Consider the following 18978-nt stretch of genomic DNA (forward strand, 5'->3'; position numbering starts at 1 on the left):
GATGTTACTGGAAACCTATAAAGAAAACGAATTATTCAGCCTTACCAACGTGTTAGGCGAGCCGAGCTCCGGCAAGGAAGCGTTTCGCGGCGATTTGGTGATTGAGCTGGGCGACATGCATGAAAGCTCACAAACCCGCAACCCGCCGAAAAAAGTTCTGGAGCAAGCCGTGCTGTTCATTGACGGCGGCAAGATTTCCTTCATGGCCGGTTACTTGGTCGACATCGCGTTGTTGGGCGATCTGGTGGAAAAATTCAGCAGCGATTTCGCCGATGACATGACCGCCGTGGTCTACGTCTTCAACATCGACGCCCCTATGCAGGTTGAAGTGGGCTCGGTCACCTTTTCCGTTATTCCCATGACCCAAGGTTTGGTGTGGAACGAGCTTTTGGACTTGGTCTATCTGGACAAATCCGATCTCAAAGGCCAAAGCCCGGAAGAAAAAGTCGAAACCGTGGCTGATGCTCGCGCTGAAGTGAAAGCCAAAGGCGACATCCTGGACGTCGTCGCAGCTGCTGCTAAATCCAACGGTGCGGTGCGCGAATTGGACGGCCCAGTGTAAGCTAAGCTTCGCAAATCTCTAAAAAAGCGGGGCAGTTGCTCCGCTTTTTTTGTCTCTATATAAATCATACTAACCAGGGACACATAGACATACAGGGACATGTTCGCTACTCTAGAGGTCAAGTTTCTGGGCAGAGGGAAATATTATGGCTCGATTGGCACGCGTGGTGGTCCCCGGGGCACCACACCACATCATTCAACGCGGCGTAAACGACGAACAGGTCTTTATGAGTGATGACGACTACAAGCTCTATATCGAACTGATGAGCGAATGGTGCGCAAAGCACAAGGTCAAGGTCTTGGCCTATGCCTTGATGCCCAACCAAGTGCAATTGGTTGTGGTCCCCAAAACCGCGAACGGCTTGGCGCGCGCCATCGGCGAAGCGCACCGGCGCTATGCCCGCACCGTCAACACCCGCGAAAATTGGGCCGGGTATCTGTGGCATGGACGCTTTCAGTCTTATCCGCTGGACACTGCCCACACGCTGCCCGCCTGCGCCTACGTGGAACGCCGCCCGCAGGCCACAGGTGCCGCCAAAACCGCGCGCACCTACAAATGGTCCAGCGCCAAGGCACACTTGAACGGCAAAGACGACGCCCTGGTCACCGTGGCACCCATGCTCAAAAAAGCCAAAGGCGGCTGGGGTGACGTGATCAAAGGCAAGGATGATGCGGACATGGCGAAAGCCCTGGAAAGCCACCTTTCTACCGGGCGCCCGCTCGGCAGCGACAAGTTCTTGGACAAAGTCGAAGCCCAGCTCGGCCGTACCCTGCGCCCGCAAAAGCGGGGGAGGAAGCCGAAGAAGGGGTGAGGTTAGCCCAGGGTGGAGGCTTCTCTTTCTTCCCACGTTTCAAGGACAAACAGCGACAAAGTGTGCGCTGCGTGGACAGCTAAGCGTGCGTGCCTTGGTGTAACTTTATACCTCTTCTGACCTTCTTGAGGTTCTGTGCGACCATGCGCGCCGCCTGCGTGGGTCCTAAATGCTCCTATACCACCAGCAATGTTGTAGAGACCCGATAGAATTTTTTTGAGATCATTATCTTCCATTTGAGATGGGTCAAGCCCTAGCGATTTTGCAGTCGCATTCCATAAGGGCATAATGCTTTGCTCTTTCGGCAGGTCATCGCCAGTTCTAGTTAGATAGAATTTGCATATGCTTTCCAAAATTGCACATGCGGCATCTACAGCTTGTCTCGGTTGTAGCTCAATGCTTGCAACCGCACGATCATATTCTTCTTTGACGGTCTCAATGGGTCTTTCTTGAAGGCGTTCTTCAAGAGACAGGCTGGCACCAGTGACACCGCCACGAATAATTAACCCACCGCGACGGTATTGCAGGCCTTCTTGCGAGAAGGCTTTGATCAAATCGTTCTGGTGGGATTTAACTTCATCCCATCGCTCATTGTTGACCTGGTAACCCCAAGAGGTGCTGTTTAGGGAGTCGTCTGATGGAATAGGTTGATCCATAAACTCTGCAATTGCTTGACCTAAGTTATCAATTGGTTTGGTGTTTAATGAATTAGCGTCCCTTAACCACTGCATAACTTTAGTGGGCTTACTTCCAGTAGGAACATCTTCTGGAAAACCAGCCGATAAAAACAACATGTCTATTTGGTCATGTGTGTATTCAGATGACACAATACGAGCTACGGTACCAATAAGAGAGGGGGGAATCTTCATGGGATTGTTTGCCTCAATGAGGGAGTTTTCTTTTTCAGTATCAATTTAAAGTACATTCCTTCAGGACAAGGAACAACTATGTCTCTGGTAGTATTGTGCATACGATGTTTCGTGCGATTCTGTCTCGGAATCTGGCAATGTGTGTATGCTGTTGCATGTTTTAATTTTATCAAAAATTGTGAGAACACTTTGTGAACTCATGTTAAATTAATCAATTAAATCAATGAATTAAAATTTATTTTGACAATAAGAACAAAATAGGTACATCCTGGCTTCATTGAACATCTTGTCACGCTATGAAAGATTGGAGCTAGGGGATCATGTCGCAATCAGCTTTACGCTTAGTGGAGAAAGACTCCGTGGATAAAAACAAAGCGCTGGAAGCCGCCGTCTCACAGATTGAGCGCGCTTTTGGCAAGGGCTCGGTGATGAAACTGGGCCAACGCGAAACCGTCGAGGCCGAGGCCATTTCCACCGGATCGATTGGTGTGGACATCGGGCTCGGCATCGGTGGCCTGCCCAAGGGCCGCATCGTTGAAATTTATGGACCGGAAAGCTCGGGCAAAACCACGCTGGCGCTGCACGTCGTCGCCGAAGCCCAGAAGACGGGTGGAACCTGCGCCTTTGTGGACGCGGAACACGCGCTTGACCCGGCCTACGCCAAAAAATTGGGTGTGAACATTGACGAGCTGCTGATTTCACAGCCGGACGGTGGTGAGCAAGCGCTGGAAATCACCGACACGCTGGTGCGCTCCGGTGCCGTGGACGTTTTGGTGGTGGACTCGGTTGCTGCTCTGGTGCCACGTGCAGAACTCGAAGGTGAAATGGGCGACCATCACGTCGGCCTGCAAGCCCGCTTGATGAGCCAAGCTTTGCGCAAACTCACAGCATCGGTGGCGCGCTCCAACACGCTCGTGATCTTCATCAACCAAATCCGCATGAAAATCGGTGTGATGTTCGGCAACCCCGAAACCACCACCGGCGGCAACGCGCTGAAGTTCTATAGCTCCGTGCGCATGGAAATCCGCCGCATCGGTGCCATCAAGGACCGCGACGAAGTGGTCGGCAACCAGACCCGTGTCAAAGTCGTGAAAAACAAAATGGCGCCGCCGTTCAAAATGATCGAATTCGACATCATGTACGGCGAAGGCATCTCCAAAATGGGCGAGCTGCTGGATCTGGGCCTGAAGGCCGAATTGGTTGAAAAATCGGGTTCTTGGTTCTCATGCAACTCGGTGCGCATCGGCCAGGGGCGGGAAAACGCCAAGAACTACCTGCGCGAAAACCCCGAAATGGCCGAAGAGCTGGAGCGTCAAATCCGCGCCAACGCAGGCCTGATCGCCGAAGAAATGCTGGTCGGTGGCCCCGACAGCGACGCGAAGGACGACGCTGAAGAGTAAGGGCTATCACGCATTCCGCATGATCCCCATGCGAAAGACGCGGTTTTGGAGGTTTCCACACACCTCCGGAACCGCGTTTTTCGTTGGGAAATAGGGGCTCTAGAGTGGACAGAGGGCGCTTTCCTTAGTAAAAGCTCTGTTCGGCCTGATCGTGGGAAATATCCCCTGAAACGGCCCCTGAAACAGTGATGAACCATCCGGACCTACGCCCCATGCAAACCGCAAACGACATCCGCAAGGCCTTTCTCGACTTTTTTGGCAAAAACGACCATGAAATCGTGCCGTCGAGCCCCCTTGTGCCCCACAACGATCCGACGTTGATGTTCGTCAATGCGGGCATGGTGCAGTTCAAAAATGTGTTCACGGGTATGGAAAGCCGCGATTATTCGCGCGCGACCACCTCGCAAAAATGTGTGCGTGCAGGCGGTAAGCACAACGACTTGGAAAACGTCGGCCACACGGCGCGCCACCACACGTTTTTTGAAATGCTCGGCAACTTCTCGTTCGGCGATTATTTCAAGGACGACGCCATCGACATGGCGTGGAAACTGATCACCAAAGAATACGGTCTGGACAAAGACCGCTTGCTGGTCACCGTTTACCACACAGATGACCAAGCCTACGACATCTGGAAGAAGGTCGCTGGCCTGCCTGACGAGCGCATCATCCGCATCCCCACGTCCGACAACTTCTGGTCCATGGGAGACACGGGTCCATGCGGGCCGTGTTCGGAAATCTTTTATGATCACGGCGATCACATCTGGGGCGGCCCTCCGGGCACACCGGAAGAAGACGGCGACCGCTTCGTGGAGATCTGGAACTTGGTGTTCATGCAATACGAACAACAAGACGCGGACACCCGCATCGACTTGCCCAAACCCTCCATCGATACAGGCATGGGGTTGGAGCGCATCGCCGCTGTCATGCAAGGCACCCATGACAACTACGACATTGATTTGATGCGCGCGCTCATCGAAGCGTCCGCTGGTGAAACCGGAACCGATCCGGATGGGGATCACCGGGTGTCGCACCGCGTCATCGCCGACCACCTGCGCGCCAGTGCGTTTTTGATCGCCGACGGCGTGCTGCCCAGTAACGAAGGCCGCGGATATGTGCTTCGCCGCATCATGCGCCGCGCCATGCGCCACGCGCATCTGATCGGTGCGGACGATCCGGTCATCTACAAATTGTTCCCAGCCCTGCAAGCCAAAATGTCGGCAGCGTTCCCGGAGCTCAACCGGGCCGAAGCGCTGATCACCGAAACCCTCAAACTGGAAGAAACGCGCTTCAAGAAAACCTTGGATCGCGGTCTCAAGCTGTTGGACGAGGCCACGGGTGACATGGGCGAGGGCGGTGAGCTTGACGGCGAAACCGCGTTTAAACTGTACGACACCTACGGCTTCCCGCTTGATTTGACCCAAGACGCGCTCAAAGCCAAAAACATTTCGGTGGATGAAGACGGCTTCAACACCGCCATGGAAGCGCAAAAAGCTGCTGCCCGTGCCAGCTGGTCGGGCTCCGGCGACGCTGCGACCGATACGGTCTGGTTCGACGTTCGCGATAACGTCGGCGCGACGGATTTCTTAGGCTACAAAACTGAAGAAGCCCAAGGCCAAATCACCGCCATCGTCAAAGACGGCGCGCGCGTGGACGCAGCGTCTGAAGGTGACGAAGTCATGGTGACCGCCAACCAAACGCCGTTTTATGGCGAAAGCGGTGGTCAAATGGGCGACGTCGGCATGTTGCAAGGCGACGGCGTTTCGGTCTTGGTGACGGATACGCAAAAGAAACTGGGCGACGTGCATGTGCACGTGGGTAAAGTCAGTGTTGGCACGCTCAAAGTCGGCGATGAAGTGACGTTGAGCGTTGACGCCACCAACCGCGCCGCCATCCGTGCAAATCACTCCGCCACCCACTTGCTGCACGCGGCTATGCGCACGGAACTGGGCGATCACGTGACGCAGAAGGGCTCGATGGTGTCGTCCGAGCGCCTGCGCTTTGACGTGAGCCACCCCAAAGCGGTGAGCACGGAAGAACTTTCGAACATTGAATTGGCCGTCAACGGTCAAGTGCGCACCAACACCGAAGTCGTGACACGCCTGATGGCTCCAAAAGAAGCCGTCGAAGCGGGTGCTATGGCGCTGTTTGGTGAAAAATACGGCGACGAAGTGCGCGTCGTGTCCATGGGTGCCGAAGACGACAAAGACTATTCGGTCGAGCTGTGCGGCGGCACCCACGTTCAACGCACCGGCGACATCGGCTTGTTGAAAGTCGTGTCCGAAGGTGCGGTCGCGTCCGGGGTGCGCCGTATTGAAGCGCTCACAGGTGCGGCAGCGGTCGAATACTTGGAATCCCAAGAAGCCGCGCTGCAATCGGCCGCGCAGGTCTTGAAGTCTTCCCCGGCTGACGTGCCGACCCGCGTTCAACAGCTTGTGGATGATCGCAAGAAGATGGAACGCGAAATCGCGGATCTGCGCAAAAAGCTGGCGTCCGGCGGTGGCTCTGGCGGGGCTCAAGAAACCAAAGACGTCGGCGGCGTCACATTCGCTCCAACACTGTTGGAAGACGTGCCGGGCAAAGAGCTCAAAAGCTTGGCCGACGACATCAAAGCACAAATCAAATCCGGCGTTGTGGCGCTGGTTTCCGTGTCCGACGGTAAGGTGTCCCTGGTGGTCGGCGTGACCGAAGACTTGACCGACAAAGTCAACGCGGTCGATTTGGTGCGTGCAGGCTCGGCAGCCGTGGGCGGCAAAGGCGGCGGCGGCCGTCCCGACATGGCCCAAGCCGGTGGACCCGATGGCGACAAAGCCCAGGCTGGCCTGGATGCCATCGAAGCGGCACTTGCAGGCTAACTCAGCAGGTTAATCTGAATAATATTTCCCCGGTGTCGTGCCCAACGCACGCTTGAACATGGCGATGAACGCGCTTTGGCTGGTGTAACCGAGATCCAGTGCCACGCGCACCACGGGTTCGTCAGCGGCTAGGCGAACAAGTGCTGCCATGAGGCGTGCTTGTTGCCGCCACGCGCTGAATGTCATTCCGGTTTGTTCCGGGAACAGGCGTGCCAGCGTGCGCACGCTGGCACCCGATACCTTGGCCCAGTCCGCTTGGGATCGGTTGTCGGCAGGCTCGGCGACAATGGCTTCGGCGATGCGTTTGAGCCTTTCGTCCGTGGGCATGGGCAAGTGCAACGGTACGGTTTCCAGCGATTGCGCCATATCGATAATCACGTCCATGATGCGCCCGTCGGGGCCGCCTTCATCGTATTCGTCTTCGATATCGGAGGCATGGCGCAACAGTTCTTGCAGCACCGGCGGCACGACCACCACGGCACAGGTCTTGGGCAGGTTCGCCACCACACCCGGTTCAAAAAAGGCATTGAGCATGCGGCAATCCGTAATGGGCCGCACACCATGGTCCAGGCCGCTGGGTACCCAGACCGCGCGATTGGGCGGCACCACCCATGTGCCATGGACGGTTTTCACCGACATCACCCCCTTATCGGCATAGACCAACTGTTCGCGGGTGTGATGGTGGGTCGGACGCTCGGTCCCCCGGGCGATGGCCCGTTGTGGGCGGATCACAATGGGGCGGGGCACGCGGTGGTCGTCCAAAAGGACACCGGGAATGGCAGGCTGATTTGGCATAATCTCGATATAAAATGTCTAATTCACGTGTATAAGCCTACTGCTTTCCTGGGTTATTTTCAATTCATTCCAATGAACACGGCGCATATAACGCCCAATGAGGATTCCCGAATGTCCAACCCAGCAACGCCCGTTTGGAAACGGCCCGAGATTTTGTTGATCTTAATGTCTGTCGCACTGCCGCTGAGTTTTAGCACTTGGCAGGCGTTGCTCAACAACTTCACCATCGAACGCGCGGCGTTTACGGGTGTGGAGATCGGCATTTTGCAAAGCCTGCGCGAAATTCCCGGCTTTTTGGCTTTCGGCGTGGTGTTCTTGTTGTTGGTTCTACGTGAACAGCCATTGGCCTTTATCTCGCTGTTGTTGTTGGGGCTCGGCACCGCGCTGACGGGTTTTTTCCCCAGTGAATACGGGCTCTATATCACCACCATCATCATGTCCATTGGGTTTCACTATTTTGAAACCTTGCGCCAGTCGTTGGCGTTGCAGTGGCTCGACAAAGACCAAGCCCCCGTTGCCATGGGGCGAATGGTGTCGGCGGGGTCATTCGCGGGGCTTATCGCATTTGGCTTGATCTGGCTGGGCATCGATGTGTTGGCCGTGGACATGGTTTGGGTCTATCTCATTGGAGGCGGCTTGACCATTGGCATTACGGTCTGGTGCTGGGCGGCGTTTCCGACCTTTAAGGGGAAGGCCGACCAACACAAGCACTTGGTGCTGCGCAAACGCTATTGGCTGTATTACGCCATCACCTTTTTGTGGGGCGCGCGCCGTCAAATCTTTGTGGTGTTTGCGGGCTTCTTGATGGTGGAAAAGTTCGGCTTCGATGCGGCGGCCATGAGCTTGATGTTTTTGGCCACCAGCGCCATGACCATGTGGTTTTCCCCCAAAGTCGGGCGCATGATCAAAAAACTGGGTGAGCGTAAAATCCTGATTATCGAATACACCGGGTTGATTGCGGTGTTCTTGGCCTATGCCTTTGTCGACAATGCGTGGATTGCGGTGGGTTTGTATTTGCTGGATCACTTGTTTTTTGCCATGTCGTTCGCGTCAAAAACATACTTTCAAAAGATCGCCGATCCGCAAGACATTGCCTCCACATCCGGGGTGAGCTTCACCATCAACCACATTGCTGCCGTTGTGATCCCCGTGGTCTTTGGCCACATTTGGGTCAGCGATCATTCTTTGGTGTTCTTGGCCGGAGCAGCCATGGCGGGTGCGTCTTTGGTTTTGGCGTTCTTGATCCCCGAACGCCCCGAAGCCGGACGCGAAACGGTCCTGGCGGCTCTGCGTCAACCCAGACCTGCCGAATAAATTTAACGAAACGGAGGCGCGTAGAGCAGCCCGCCTTGGTTCCAAAGCTTGTTCAAGCCGCGATCCATATTGAAGTCGGTCTGGTTGCCTAAGTTGCGGTGGAAAATTTCGCCGTAGTTCCCAACCGCCTGAATGACGCGGTAAGCCCAGCCGTCGTCTAAACCTAACGGTTTGCCCATGCCCGGCACAGCCCCTAAGAAACGCCGTTGCGCGGAGTTTCCTGTCGTGCGTAAAGTGTCCACGTTTTGGGATGTAATGCCCAACTCTTCTGCTTGCACGACGGCAAAGCTCACCCAGCGCACAATGTTGAACCAATGGGCATCATCGTCGCGGACAACGGTGCCAAGCGGTTCTTTGGAAATGACGTCTTCCAGCAACACGTAGTTGCCGGGGATCGGCGTTTCTTTGAGGCGGAATTCAACCAAGAACGAACGATCTGCACTGAACAGATCGCAATCGCCGGCTAAAAACGCGTAGCGGACCTCCTCGAACGAAGCGACACGTTTGAGGGTTATGGGTAGACCGTTGTCGCGGATGTACTCGGCAATGTTGTCTTCGCTGGTGGTGCTTTTTTCAATGCAGGCCCGCGCGGTTTTTCCATTGGATTTGAGTTCCTTTAAGTTTTTTATGCCCAACGACTTTGGCGCGACGAAGCCTTGTCCGTCGTAAAAGTTTGTTGCAGCAAAGTGAACGCCCAGCTCGGCGTCACGCGACAGGGTCCATGTTGTGGAGCGCACCAACACATCAATGGCCCCTTCTTGCAACGCTTCGAAACGGTTTTGCGGGATCAAAAACACAAACTTGATTTTGCTGGAATCTTTGAGAACAGCGGCTGCAATCGCGCGACAATAGTCGCGGTCAAACCCGGCAATGGTCCCGGGCGTTTCATAGTCACGTGGCGTCGTGACATGGCCGGCGGTACTGCACGTGAGAAGATCGGCGTTTTGGATTTTGGACAGTGTTGAACCAAAAGCAGAGAACGGCGCGCTGAGCCCGATCAGCAAGAGCAAAGCAGAACACCTGGTCAAAAAAGTGGTGGTGGTACAGGGGGTGCGTGTAGACATTTGCCAGCCTCTCTTTATATGAGCACACATCATACTGGTCTGAGGAAACCCTGGTAACCCTTAAGGTCGTGACTTCAGGCAAAAAACACTCAAAATACAATCACTGATGTATATTTCTGCATTTTATGTTGAGGCCCTTCCTTGGACTAACTACAGTATCAAAGAGGGTGCTCGATCGAAGCTATACAACCCGGCTGTTCTGGGGAAAGGTAGATGTAAGTGCCGCTGACGCGAGGAAAACTCTAGATATGCTGAGATCCTTTTCCAGTATTCGTCAACGCGTCTTACTGGCGTTCTTCTTTCTCGCGTTTATCGGTGTCGCGTCCAGTGTCTGGGATGTCTATCTTCTCAAACAATATGAAAAGCGCTTGGATGCTCTATCCCATGAAAATGTACCCGTCCTAATCGCTGCATACGAAGTCGCACGGCAGGGAGAAGCCATTTCAAAAGGGGCCTCGGGTGTTGTGTTGACCCGGGACCGCTGGACGCGCCAAGCCTTTGTCAATCGCATTACCGAACAGTTTAACGGGTTGGACGATCAGCTTCAGGTCCTCTCGAAAAAGGGAATCGAAGAGGCCCGGCTGAGCTTCATTCAAGAAAACAAGGACGCCCTGCAAAACAGCTTTGCAGAACTCGCCCGTGCCGTTGAGCTCAAAAACGAGGCCGTTCGCGACAATCACCTGGCTGTGGTTCCGGCTTTGTCAGCAGAAGTGGATCGCTTGTTGTTGTTACACAGGAATCATGCGGAACGTTTGACTTTTTCCGTGGCCGCGCTGGCCCGATCGCGCAAAGTTGACATTGAAAGTGCCATCGACGAAACCTTGGAACAGATTGACGTGGAAAGCCGTATGCTCAACGCGTATGCGTTGGTGTCGATTTTCCTGACCATTGCCGTCGCCATTTTCTTAGACCGACGCGTGAGCACCCGGCTGGTGAAAATTCAGCGCGCCATGCGCTCCGTGGCCGACGGCGATAGCAAACAAGAAATCCCACGTGGCGGGTCAGATGAAATTTCGGATATGGCCGACGCGTTGGGCACCTTCGTTGAAAAACTCGGTCAGCGCGAAGAGCGGTTGCAAGAGCTTGTTGCGGAACGCACCAGTCAACTCAAACAGACGAAAGACAATCTGGTGATCAGTGAGCGGCGGTTGCGCAATTTGTTTGAAGTGGCCTCGGACTGGTTTTGGGAAGCAGATGGTGAAATGCGATTGAAATATCTGTCTTCGGACTTTTTCGAAGCAATGGATCATCCGCCCGACATCATCGGCGCTGAAATTTTTGAGCGGCTCAAGGCCGACGATATCGAGTCTGCGCCGGGGGAGTTGGAACAACTGAATGAAGCCATGCGTGCTCATCAGTCATTTGTGCGCTTTGAATTTAAACTGCGCACGCCGAAGGGGGGCGATAAATACCTTCAATCAGCAGGTGTTGCCGTGTTTGATGAAGACGGGGGCTTTGAAGGTTACCAAGGCGCGCTTTTGGACATTACAGATGTGCGCCAAAAAGAAATCGAAATGCGCCATGCCCAGAAGATCCAAGCTTTGGGCAACCTCGCCGGTGGGATGGCACATTCGTTCAACAACATTTTTCAACCCATTATGATTTTGAGCGAGCTGTCGATGCTGGATGCTGAAGGCGATTCACAGCTGAAAACGCGTTTGCAAATTGCCATTGATGCGTGCAAACGCGGCAAATCGTTGAGTGACAGAATCTTGCTGTACTCGCGCCAGGAGGACCCCAAACGCGAACGCATCAATGTGCAAAACATGCTGGAAGCCACCTTAGAGCTGTTTCGAACCTCCAAACCGTCTTCGATTGTTTTGGTGGAGGACTTCGCCGAAGATGTCGGCGACATCTATGGGGATGGCGCACAACTGGAGGCATTGTTGTTGAATATGGCGACCAATGCTGTGGATGCTTTGGGCGGCAGAAAGGGGGAGATCAAGATATCGTTGACGCCGTCTTTGGGCCAGGACGCCGAGTTTGACGTGGGTTACGAGGAACACTATCAACGGTATGCCAAGATCACCATTTCCGATAATGGTTGCGGTATGGCGAGCACTTTGGTGGAACGCATTTTCGACCCGTTCTTTACCACCAAGGGCCTTGGCAAAGGCACGGGATTAGGCCTGTCCATGGCCAGCGGCATCGTCACCATGCATGGCGGCGGAATCAAAGTGAACAGTCGGGTCGGTCAAGGAACGGTTTTTCATATCTATTTGCCTTTTGCCGACGAAACGGGAGCCACCCCCATTCCCGTGGACTTGGCAAGTTTTGAGGGAGTATAGCAATGGTCAATGTGTTGGTCATTGAAGACGATGCCGCTGTTCGTTTTTCTTTGTTGGAAGCGCTGACGGCTATGGGTCACACAACGGCTTCAGCCACGAACGGTCGGGAAGGTTTGCAAATGTGCCAAGATGAAACCTTCGATTTGGTCATCACGGATATCATCATGCCGGAAAAAGACGGTGTCGAAACCATCCTGGAACTGAAGATCGAACAGCCCGACATTAAGATTGTTGCGATCTCGGGCGGTGGCAGAAACGTCGACATTATGGAGACGACTTATCAGCTTGGTGCGGATTGTGCCTTGACCAAGCCGTTCTCTCTCGGGGATTTGAGTGTCTGCGTCAAACGGGTGTTGGGCGAAGCGTAGGGGCGTCTAGGATTAGGCCCCATCGCCCTTGATATGCATGCGCTTGATTTTATCGGGTGCGCCGACGATGCGCCCGTTCGCGTGCTTTTCGCCTTTTTTGATGGCATCGACAACATCCATGCCAGCCGTGACTTCGCCCCAAACGGTATACTTGCCGTTTAAGTGCGCCGCTGTGCCCAGCATGATAAAGAATTGGCTGTCGGCGCTATTGACGTCACGCGCACGTGCCATGCCGACCATGCCGCGCATGAACTTTGCGTCAGAAAATTCTGCAGGTAGGTTGAGACCAGAGCCCCCCGTGCCTTGGCCATCCGGGTCGCCGCCTTGGGCCATGAAGCCCTCGATGACGCGATGGAATTTAAGGCCGTCGTAAAAGCCTTTACGCACCAACTCTTTGATGCGTTGAACATGGACAGGCGCCAAGTCAGGCCGCATTTGAATGACGACCTGACCGTGCTTGGTGTCCATCAGCAAGACATTGTCGTCGCTGCTTAAGTCGAGATTGGTTTCCCCCGTCCCGCTGTAGAGAGTTTCCTCTGCAACTTTCGGGACAAGGGCGTCCGCCATGACGAACCAAATGGCTCCGGCAATGGCGGCGACGACGGCAAGCAGGACGGCAAGACGTATCACATGCGTGTCCGATTATTCCGCGTCAGCCGCGACTTGAACTTTGACGATCTTGTCGGGGTTAGCCGGCGGTTCACCTTGGGCGATGTTGTCGACGAATTCCATGCCTTTGACCACTTGGCCCCAGACCGTGTATTGGCCGTTGAGGAAGGACCCTTCATCGAACATGATGAAGAATTGGCTGTCGCCACTGTTGGGGTCTTGGGAACGGGCCATGCCGAGGGTTCCGCGTTCGAACGGTTGGCGGGAAAATTCAGCCGGGATATTCATGCCCGAGCCGCCCATGCCGTTGCCATCCGGGTCGCCGCCTTGAGCCATGAAGCCCGGGATCACACGGTGGAAGGTGAGGCCGTCATAAAAGCCTTCACGAACCAATTGTTTGATGCGCATGACGTGCTTGGGTGCCAGGTCTTCGCGCATTTCAATAACGACTCGGCCGTCTTTAAGGTCCAAGTACAAGGTGTTTTCCAGATCCAAGGCCAAGCCTTCATCAGACATGATCAAAACTCCAGTCAGCAGTGCAGCAAGTGCAAGAAAGAGACGCTTCATTTAGTCCCTCGATAATCAAAAATTGAACGAGCGCGGACCCTAACATGGTCGTCGCCAAACAAAAACCCCGCGGTTGCATCCTCAGGACATTCTTTTCAGCTTATTTTGGAATGGAAAGCGTCTTGGGGGGGTATCTTCAAAAATGTCTTGGAAAACCTCTTGTAAGGCAGAGAACGAGAAGGGCTTTTGCAAAATGTGTGTTGCCCCGGCTTCTTCGGCGATGGTGAGGTATTCTTCTGGGTAAGAAAAGCCCCCGCCGCTCACCGCGACGATGGGTAAGGTCAAGCTGATTTCGCGCAGCTTTTTGATAAACGTGTATCCATCGAGAACGGGCATGACGATGTCGGTAATGACCGCATCAATGCATTGTTTTTGCATGATTTCCAAGCCGGCCTCGGCATTTTCCACGCCAAAAGCCCGGTGGCCTGCCGTTTCAACCATTTCAACGATGGTGAAGTTGGATAAAGGTTCGTCGTCAACGATGAGGATATTAGACATTTTTTTCCATGGGCTCACCTTGTGGTGAGCAGGTTCTTGAGCGTTTTACGCTAGGCAAATGTGTGAAGAGCGGTGTTGTGGGAACGAAAAACCTTGCGCACACCGGCGGCCAATTGGGGCAATTTTTCAATGTGGCGGCTGCGTCTGTCGGGCGTGTTGTTGGAGATTGAGAAAACAAAATCCCCAAAATGCGTGCAAGGTTCCAAAACGTTGGGGGAACAGGTGTGCAAGGCTCGCGCGTATAGGTCTTCGATGACAGTGTGCAACCGTTCGAGATAATCCTCAATTTCGGTGTGGGTGTCGTTCAACTGATTGGTCTGAACGAGGTGTTCGGTCAGCCAAGAAATCTGCACGATATGGCGGGCAATTTTGTGAAGATTTATATCTTGAGACACTGAAGCGATCTTGGTTTTGATGGTCTCTGAATCTTCATCGGCAATGGCTCTGAGGTACATCGGGTTGGGGACTTTGAGTAGGGGCACGATTTCCCCGAACGAGCGCTGATTGTCGCGTCGGTCGGGACCAATGTATTCACTGGTCACGACAAAAGGTTTGCGTTGCAGGGTGATCTGTTTGAGCCGTTTCACAAGCGTTTCAACAGCACCTTCTTTCACCAAAATAGAATCACAGCCACTATCGACCAGTTGACGAATGGATTGGGGTTGAGGGTCTGAGATCAATGTGAACACCACAACAACCGGATTGGTGCCGATGCGTTGGTGGCGAATGTCTTGAATAAACGCCTGAGTGTCTTGGGGATTTGTCGTATGGCCGCAAATGATGCAATCAACATCTGTTGCACCAAGAGCTTCTTCAATCGCCCCATGACGGCTGGTGGATAACATGCTGTGAAAGCCATGCGTGCCAAGTGCTGCCTCCAGTTCGTCGCGGATCACGTCTGAAGGTTCCGAAACAACTAAGCGCACTTTTGAAAAGTTCATATCGACCATGAGTCACCACCTCAAAACCGCTGTGCGATAGGGAATTTGCCCGTAATGTCAGTGACAAATTTATAAAAACTTCACTTATTTTTGGTATTATAGAATAATTAGACTATTTTGTCCCTGACATTTTTATAGTTTTTGTGGGGGCGTGGGTTTGGGGTAGTCTGATTATGAGCAAGCGTGGGGCAAAGGTGTTTGTTATGGTGAATTCCAATAGTGCCAAGCAAAGTGAGCCGGTCAGTCAGGATTTATTATCGACATCTCAAATTGTCGAAATGTCGGGGGTGACGCGTGACGTTTTGAGAAAATGGGAAGAACGATACGGCTTCCCGGTTTCCTTGAAAACGCACACGGGTGAGTGTGCATATCACCGCAGGGATATCGAAAAGCTCAATCTCATCCGCCGATTGATTGCGGAAGGCTGCCGTCCCCGTGATGTGGTCGGTGCAAGCTTGGGAGATTTACAACGCCTCGCACAATCTTATGCACTTGAGGTGGAGCCCGAAGACGAGGTTTTAATCCAGGCCGTTTTGGACACTTTGGAAGGGTCTCGGGCCTATCGGCTGTTTTCGATTTTGCACAAGGCGCTGATGGCGGAAGGCCTTTATCCGTTTGCGACACAAACGGTTGCGAAGTTAAACCGCATTGTCGGTGATCTGTGGCTCGGCGGTGAATTGAGTGTTTATCAAGAACATATCTACACCCAAACGGTTCATTCTGTTTTGGACCAAGCCATTTTGTCGTTGAAAACACCGATAGACGTGCCACGGGTGTTGATTGCAACCCCACCAGGGGAATTGCATACGATCAGTTTGAAAATGCTGGAAGCCGTGTTGGCATTGGAGGGCATATTCGCCATCAATGCCGGTTCGCAGTTGCCTGTGAGCGAGCTGAAAACAGCGGTTACGGATCACGGGATTGACGCCATCGCCATTTCGTTCAGTTCGGCGTGCTCGAAAAGAGACGCCAACGCCTTTTTTGTGGATTTGGTGTCTGCGCTGCCGCAAGACACGCTCATTTGGTGCGGTGGGCAAGGGGCGCGTGGATTAAGTGCCGACAACATAAAGTCTTCCACCCGTTGCTTTGAAGGGTTCGAAGACTTTTCACGGTACTTGCAAACGGAAAAACCCCTTGCAAAGTCGACCACGTTTTTGGGTGTTTAGGGCTTAATCGAATAGAGAGTCGATTTCGTCTTGGCTGATGGAGCGTTGCGGGTCCAAAGCGGGACCGTTGAGCAGCTTTTCATCATCGGATTTGTCATCGCCTTTGATTTCAACTTTTTCAATCTCTTCACGGCCCCAAAGTTCAGTGAGGGCAGATACGCGGTCCTCCACGTACGTCAATGAACGCGCGACCTTGGTCACCCGTTGACCGGTGATGTCTTGGAAACTGCAGGCCTGAATCGTGTTCATATCGTTATCGGTGATTTTGTCCAACAGCGCGAGTTGCGCCGGATCCTTGATCAGCTTGCGCAACTCGCCAACGGCGTCTTCGTTGCTTTCCGCGCAGGCCATGATGGTATTGGACGCCTCATCAGTGGCTTTGATCACCGCATCCAATTGATCGGACATGGTGTGAAATTCGTGATCTTCATCGGCTGGGCGGGAAATGCTGGCAATTTCCTCACGCACACGGTTGATGTAGCTCAGCAGGCCCTGCAGCTCACCGTAAAGGGCGGCTGTATCTTCTTTGTCAATTGGCGCCGTCATTTCAAGCGCATCCCCTGTCGTCAATTTTTATCTGGCATAAGACTTGTCGTAAGCCCTTAAACAAGCAGAATTTAACTCACTTTAACAGTGAAAACCGTTAAAAGGCGTTAAAAATGACGTTTTTGTGAGTTTTTTCAATTCTCTGGCGTGCCGGGCTTGGGCGGCATCATGGCTTTCATCGCCATAACTTGCAGCTTCATGCGTTGTTCGGGGGACAAGTCGGCCAGAACGTCTTGTTTTTGGGCACGCACACGCCGGGCTTGGTCGATGAGCTCTTGGCGCGTCGGTGTCGCGGTTTTTTGCGGTTTGTTGTGAATTTCGTCGATTTTGCTGTCGAGCTTTTGCTTAATCTCTTTTTGCGACTGGTGTTCAAGCCCGCGCGCGACCCGTTGGGGGTGGGGCGGGTCACCGGGTTGGGTCTTGGCGTGCTCCATGACATCGCGTGCGCGCTTGTCGAGGAACAGAGACATCATTGCTTTGCCGATTTTCGACATGTTTCGCCTTTCGTTTGCGGCTGAGTGTAACGCGATTCCCGCCTGGACCCAAAGCGCGGACCGCGAACCCGCTCAAAGAGCGTGCGATATCTTTCTTAAAATAGCGTTTTGATGTTTCTTAAATCGTATTGGTGATTGCATTTCAGTCCAACCTGATTAGGATGGCCCCACCAAATCCCGACCTCCCCGGAGAGTAGTAGGCCTGCACGTGACTGCCGTGTGGGAATGAGTGTTTTTTATCGAGTACGTGAAGCAGGGGCTTCGCAGTCACGAATGATTCATAGAATAAATATAGCGCTTTTCCCCGAAGCGCAGTATGTTGCGGGTCATTATGAAAAGGACAAGAAAAGCTAAGATTATCGCCACGCTAGGGCCTGGCCGTTCTTCGGAACAAGACATTGCGGAATTGATTGAGGCAGGTGCCGACGTATTCCGTTTAAATTTCTCTCACGGTGTGCATGAAGACCATAAACGCCGTTACAACATCATCCGCGGATTGGAAGAAAAGTTCCAACGCCCCATTGGGATCTTGATGGATCTCCAGGGGCCGAAATTGCGCGTGGGTGAGTTTGAAAACGGACGCATTGAGTTGACCCGCGGTCAGCCTCTGCGTCTTGAACTGACCGATGCCAAGGGCAACGAGACGGTTGCCCCCCTGCCGCATCCCGAAATTTTCGCCGCCCTGCGTCCGGGCATGGATTTGTTGTTAGATGACGGCAAGGTCCGTCTTCGTGTCGACAAAGCCGGTAAGGACTTCGCCGAAACCGAGGTGGTGTTCGGCTCTGAAATTTCCAACCACAAGGGGGTCAACGTCCCCAGCGCCATCTTGGAGCTGTCGGCCTTGACTGAAAAAGACCACGCCGATTTGAAATACGGCTTGGAATTGGGTGTCGATTGGGTGGCTCTGTCGTTTGTGCAGCGCCCCAGCGATGTCGCGGAAATTCGCAAGATCGTCGGTAACAAAGCCGGGATCATGGCGAAGCTGGAAAAACCTAGCGCCATCGAACACCTGCACGGCATTGTTGAACTGTCAGACGCCATTATGGTGGCGCGCGGCGATTTGGGTGTGGAACTCCCGCCCGAAGACGTTCCCGTGCAACAAAAACGCATCATCAACGCGTGCCGTATCGCGGGCAAGCCCGTCGTTGTGGCAACGCAGATGTTGGACAGCATGGTCTCGGCACCGACGCCGACCCGTGCGGAAGCTTCTGACGTGGCAACGGCCATTTATGACGGTTCGGACGCGGTGATGTTATCGGCAGAAACGGCGGTGGGCGACTATCCGATTGAATCCGTGTCGATCATGGACCGCATCATCAATCGTGTGGAACGTGACCGGCTGTATCGCAAGATGACCGAAGCCGCTCGCTCGGTGCCGGAGGCTACGGCGGCAGACGCGATCTCCGCTTCGGCCCGTCAAACGGCGGAAACGGTCTCGGCGCAAGCGATTGTGTCGTTCTCGTCGACCGGCTCGACCACCATTCGCATCGCCCGCGAACGTCCCAGTGTTCCGATCTTGGGTCTGACACCCAACTTGGACATTGCCCGTCGTTTGGTGTTGGCGTGGGGTGTGCACTCTATCCGCACCAAGGATGTGCAAAGCTTCAGCGAAATGATGGGCAAGTCTGTGCGCATCTCGCAACGTCAAAATTTTGCCCAAGAGGGTGACACCATCGTCATTGTCGCTGGCATTCCCTTTGGTGTTCCGGGCGGCACCAATATCTTGCACATCGCCAAGGTGGACTAGTCACACACCAAACAAGGACAAAAGCGGCGTGAGCGTTGATCGTTCACGCCGCTTTTCTTTTTGGACCGCAAGGTCTAGCCTGTGGCC

At 53.8% G+C, this 18978-nt stretch carries 18 protein-coding genes; 9 read left to right on the plus strand and 9 right to left on the minus strand.

The features are described from left to right. The first annotated feature begins 1 nt into the window (after position 1). Together V5T82_RS07995 and V5T82_RS08000 are read left to right on the plus strand one after the other, a co-directional pair. A complete protein-coding gene (locus V5T82_RS07995; protein ID WP_332895089.1) occupies positions 2 to 562 on the plus strand; it encodes a hypothetical protein in 561 nt (186 codons plus the stop codon). Between the two features lie 145 nt (positions 563 to 707). Beyond that, complete coding sequence (locus tag V5T82_RS08000) at positions 708 to 1373, plus strand: transposase (protein ID WP_332895090.1); 666 nt, start codon at positions 708 to 710, stop codon at positions 1371 to 1373. 2 nt (positions 1374 to 1375) lie between these two features. On the opposite strand, the gene V5T82_RS08005 is transcribed toward V5T82_RS08000, so the two are convergent. Next, positions 1376 to 2242 (minus strand): abortive infection family protein, encoded by an 867-nt coding sequence (locus tag V5T82_RS08005; RefSeq protein ID WP_332895091.1) that lies wholly within the window; start codon positions 2240 to 2242, stop codon positions 1376 to 1378. 320 nt (positions 2243 to 2562) lie between these two features. Here V5T82_RS08005 and recA point away from each other — a divergent pair, with 320 nt between their 5' ends. Beyond that, positions 2563 to 3642 carry a recombinase RecA gene (gene recA, locus V5T82_RS08010; RefSeq protein ID WP_332895092.1) on the plus strand — a complete coding sequence of 360 codons (1080 nt, stop codon included), beginning with the start codon at positions 2563 to 2565 and terminating at the stop codon, positions 3640 to 3642. 212 nt (positions 3643 to 3854) lie between these two features. Then, positions 3855 to 6494, plus strand: coding sequence for an alanine--tRNA ligase (gene alaS / locus V5T82_RS08015; protein WP_332895093.1), 2640 nt, complete (start codon positions 3855 to 3857; stop codon positions 6492 to 6494). Between the two features lie 9 nt (positions 6495 to 6503). Here the strand turns inward: alaS and V5T82_RS08020 are convergent, their stop codons facing one another. Further along, complete coding sequence (locus V5T82_RS08020) at positions 6504 to 7289, minus strand: AraC family transcriptional regulator (protein WP_332895094.1); 786 nt, start codon at positions 7287 to 7289, stop codon at positions 6504 to 6506. A 111-nt stretch (positions 7290 to 7400) separates the two neighbouring features. Here V5T82_RS08020 and V5T82_RS08025 point away from each other — a divergent pair, with 111 nt between their 5' ends. Beyond that, the gene (locus V5T82_RS08025; RefSeq protein ID WP_332895095.1) at positions 7401 to 8603 is read left to right on the plus strand and encodes an MFS transporter; all 1203 of its coding nucleotides are present in this window, start codon (positions 7401 to 7403) and stop codon (positions 8601 to 8603) included. Between the two features lie 2 nt (positions 8604 to 8605). Here the strand turns inward: V5T82_RS08025 and V5T82_RS08030 are convergent, their stop codons facing one another. Then, on the minus strand, positions 8606 to 9667 hold the full coding sequence (locus V5T82_RS08030; RefSeq protein WP_332895096.1) for an amino acid ABC transporter substrate-binding protein: 1062 nt from the start codon (positions 9665 to 9667) through the stop codon (positions 8606 to 8608). Between the two features lie 248 nt (positions 9668 to 9915). Here V5T82_RS08030 and V5T82_RS08035 point away from each other — a divergent pair, with 248 nt between their 5' ends. After that, positions 9916 to 11955 carry an ATP-binding protein gene (locus tag V5T82_RS08035; protein WP_332895097.1) on the plus strand — a complete coding sequence of 680 codons (2040 nt, stop codon included), beginning with the start codon at positions 9916 to 9918 and terminating at the stop codon, positions 11953 to 11955. Positions 11956 to 11957: 2 nt separating this feature from the next. After that, positions 11958 to 12323, plus strand: coding sequence for a response regulator (locus V5T82_RS08040; RefSeq protein ID WP_332895098.1), 366 nt, complete (start codon positions 11958 to 11960; stop codon positions 12321 to 12323). A 12-nt stretch (positions 12324 to 12335) separates the two neighbouring features. Here V5T82_RS08040 and V5T82_RS08045 read toward each other — a convergent pair whose 3' ends face one another. From V5T82_RS08045 to V5T82_RS08060, 4 genes are all read right to left on the minus strand, one after another. Then, positions 12336 to 12791 (minus strand): peptidylprolyl isomerase, encoded by a 456-nt coding sequence (locus V5T82_RS08045; RefSeq protein ID WP_332895191.1) that lies wholly within the window; start codon positions 12789 to 12791, stop codon positions 12336 to 12338. 174 nt (positions 12792 to 12965) lie between these two features. Beyond that, a complete protein-coding gene (locus tag V5T82_RS08050) occupies positions 12966 to 13448 on the minus strand; it encodes a peptidylprolyl isomerase (protein WP_332895099.1) in 483 nt (160 codons plus the stop codon). Positions 13449 to 13580: 132 nt separating this feature from the next. Then, positions 13581 to 13997, minus strand: a complete 417-nt coding sequence (locus tag V5T82_RS08055; protein ID WP_332895100.1) for a response regulator — start codon at positions 13995 to 13997, stop codon at positions 13581 to 13583. A gap of 50 nt (positions 13998 to 14047) precedes the next feature. Beyond that, entirely contained in the window at positions 14048 to 14947 is a 900-nt protein-coding gene (locus V5T82_RS08060; RefSeq protein WP_332895101.1) for a type 1 periplasmic-binding domain-containing protein, read from the minus strand. Between the two features lie 194 nt (positions 14948 to 15141). On the opposite strand from V5T82_RS08060, the gene V5T82_RS08065 reads away from it, so the two are divergent. Next, positions 15142 to 16104 carry a MerR family transcriptional regulator gene (locus tag V5T82_RS08065; protein ID WP_332895102.1) on the plus strand — a complete coding sequence of 321 codons (963 nt, stop codon included), beginning with the start codon at positions 15142 to 15144 and terminating at the stop codon, positions 16102 to 16104. 3 nt (positions 16105 to 16107) lie between these two features. Here V5T82_RS08065 and V5T82_RS08070 read toward each other — a convergent pair whose 3' ends face one another. Continuing rightward, entirely contained in the window at positions 16108 to 16650 is a 543-nt protein-coding gene (locus tag V5T82_RS08070; protein WP_332895103.1) for a protein phosphatase CheZ, read from the minus strand. Positions 16651 to 16784: 134 nt separating this feature from the next. Continuing rightward, positions 16785 to 17144 carry a hypothetical protein gene (locus tag V5T82_RS08075; RefSeq protein WP_332895104.1) on the minus strand — a complete coding sequence of 120 codons (360 nt, stop codon included), beginning with the start codon at positions 17142 to 17144 and terminating at the stop codon, positions 16785 to 16787. Positions 17145 to 17475: 331 nt separating this feature from the next. Between V5T82_RS08075 and pyk the strand changes: the two genes are divergently transcribed. Beyond that, positions 17476 to 18891, plus strand: coding sequence for a pyruvate kinase (gene pyk, locus V5T82_RS08080; RefSeq protein WP_332895105.1), 1416 nt, complete (start codon positions 17476 to 17478; stop codon positions 18889 to 18891). Positions 18892 to 18978: the final 87 nt, after the last annotated feature.

Origin of the sequence: Magnetovibrio sp. PR-2, from assembly GCF_036689815.1 — a bacterium.
Taxonomy (GTDB): domain Bacteria; phylum Pseudomonadota; class Alphaproteobacteria; order Rhodospirillales; family Magnetovibrionaceae; genus Magnetovibrio.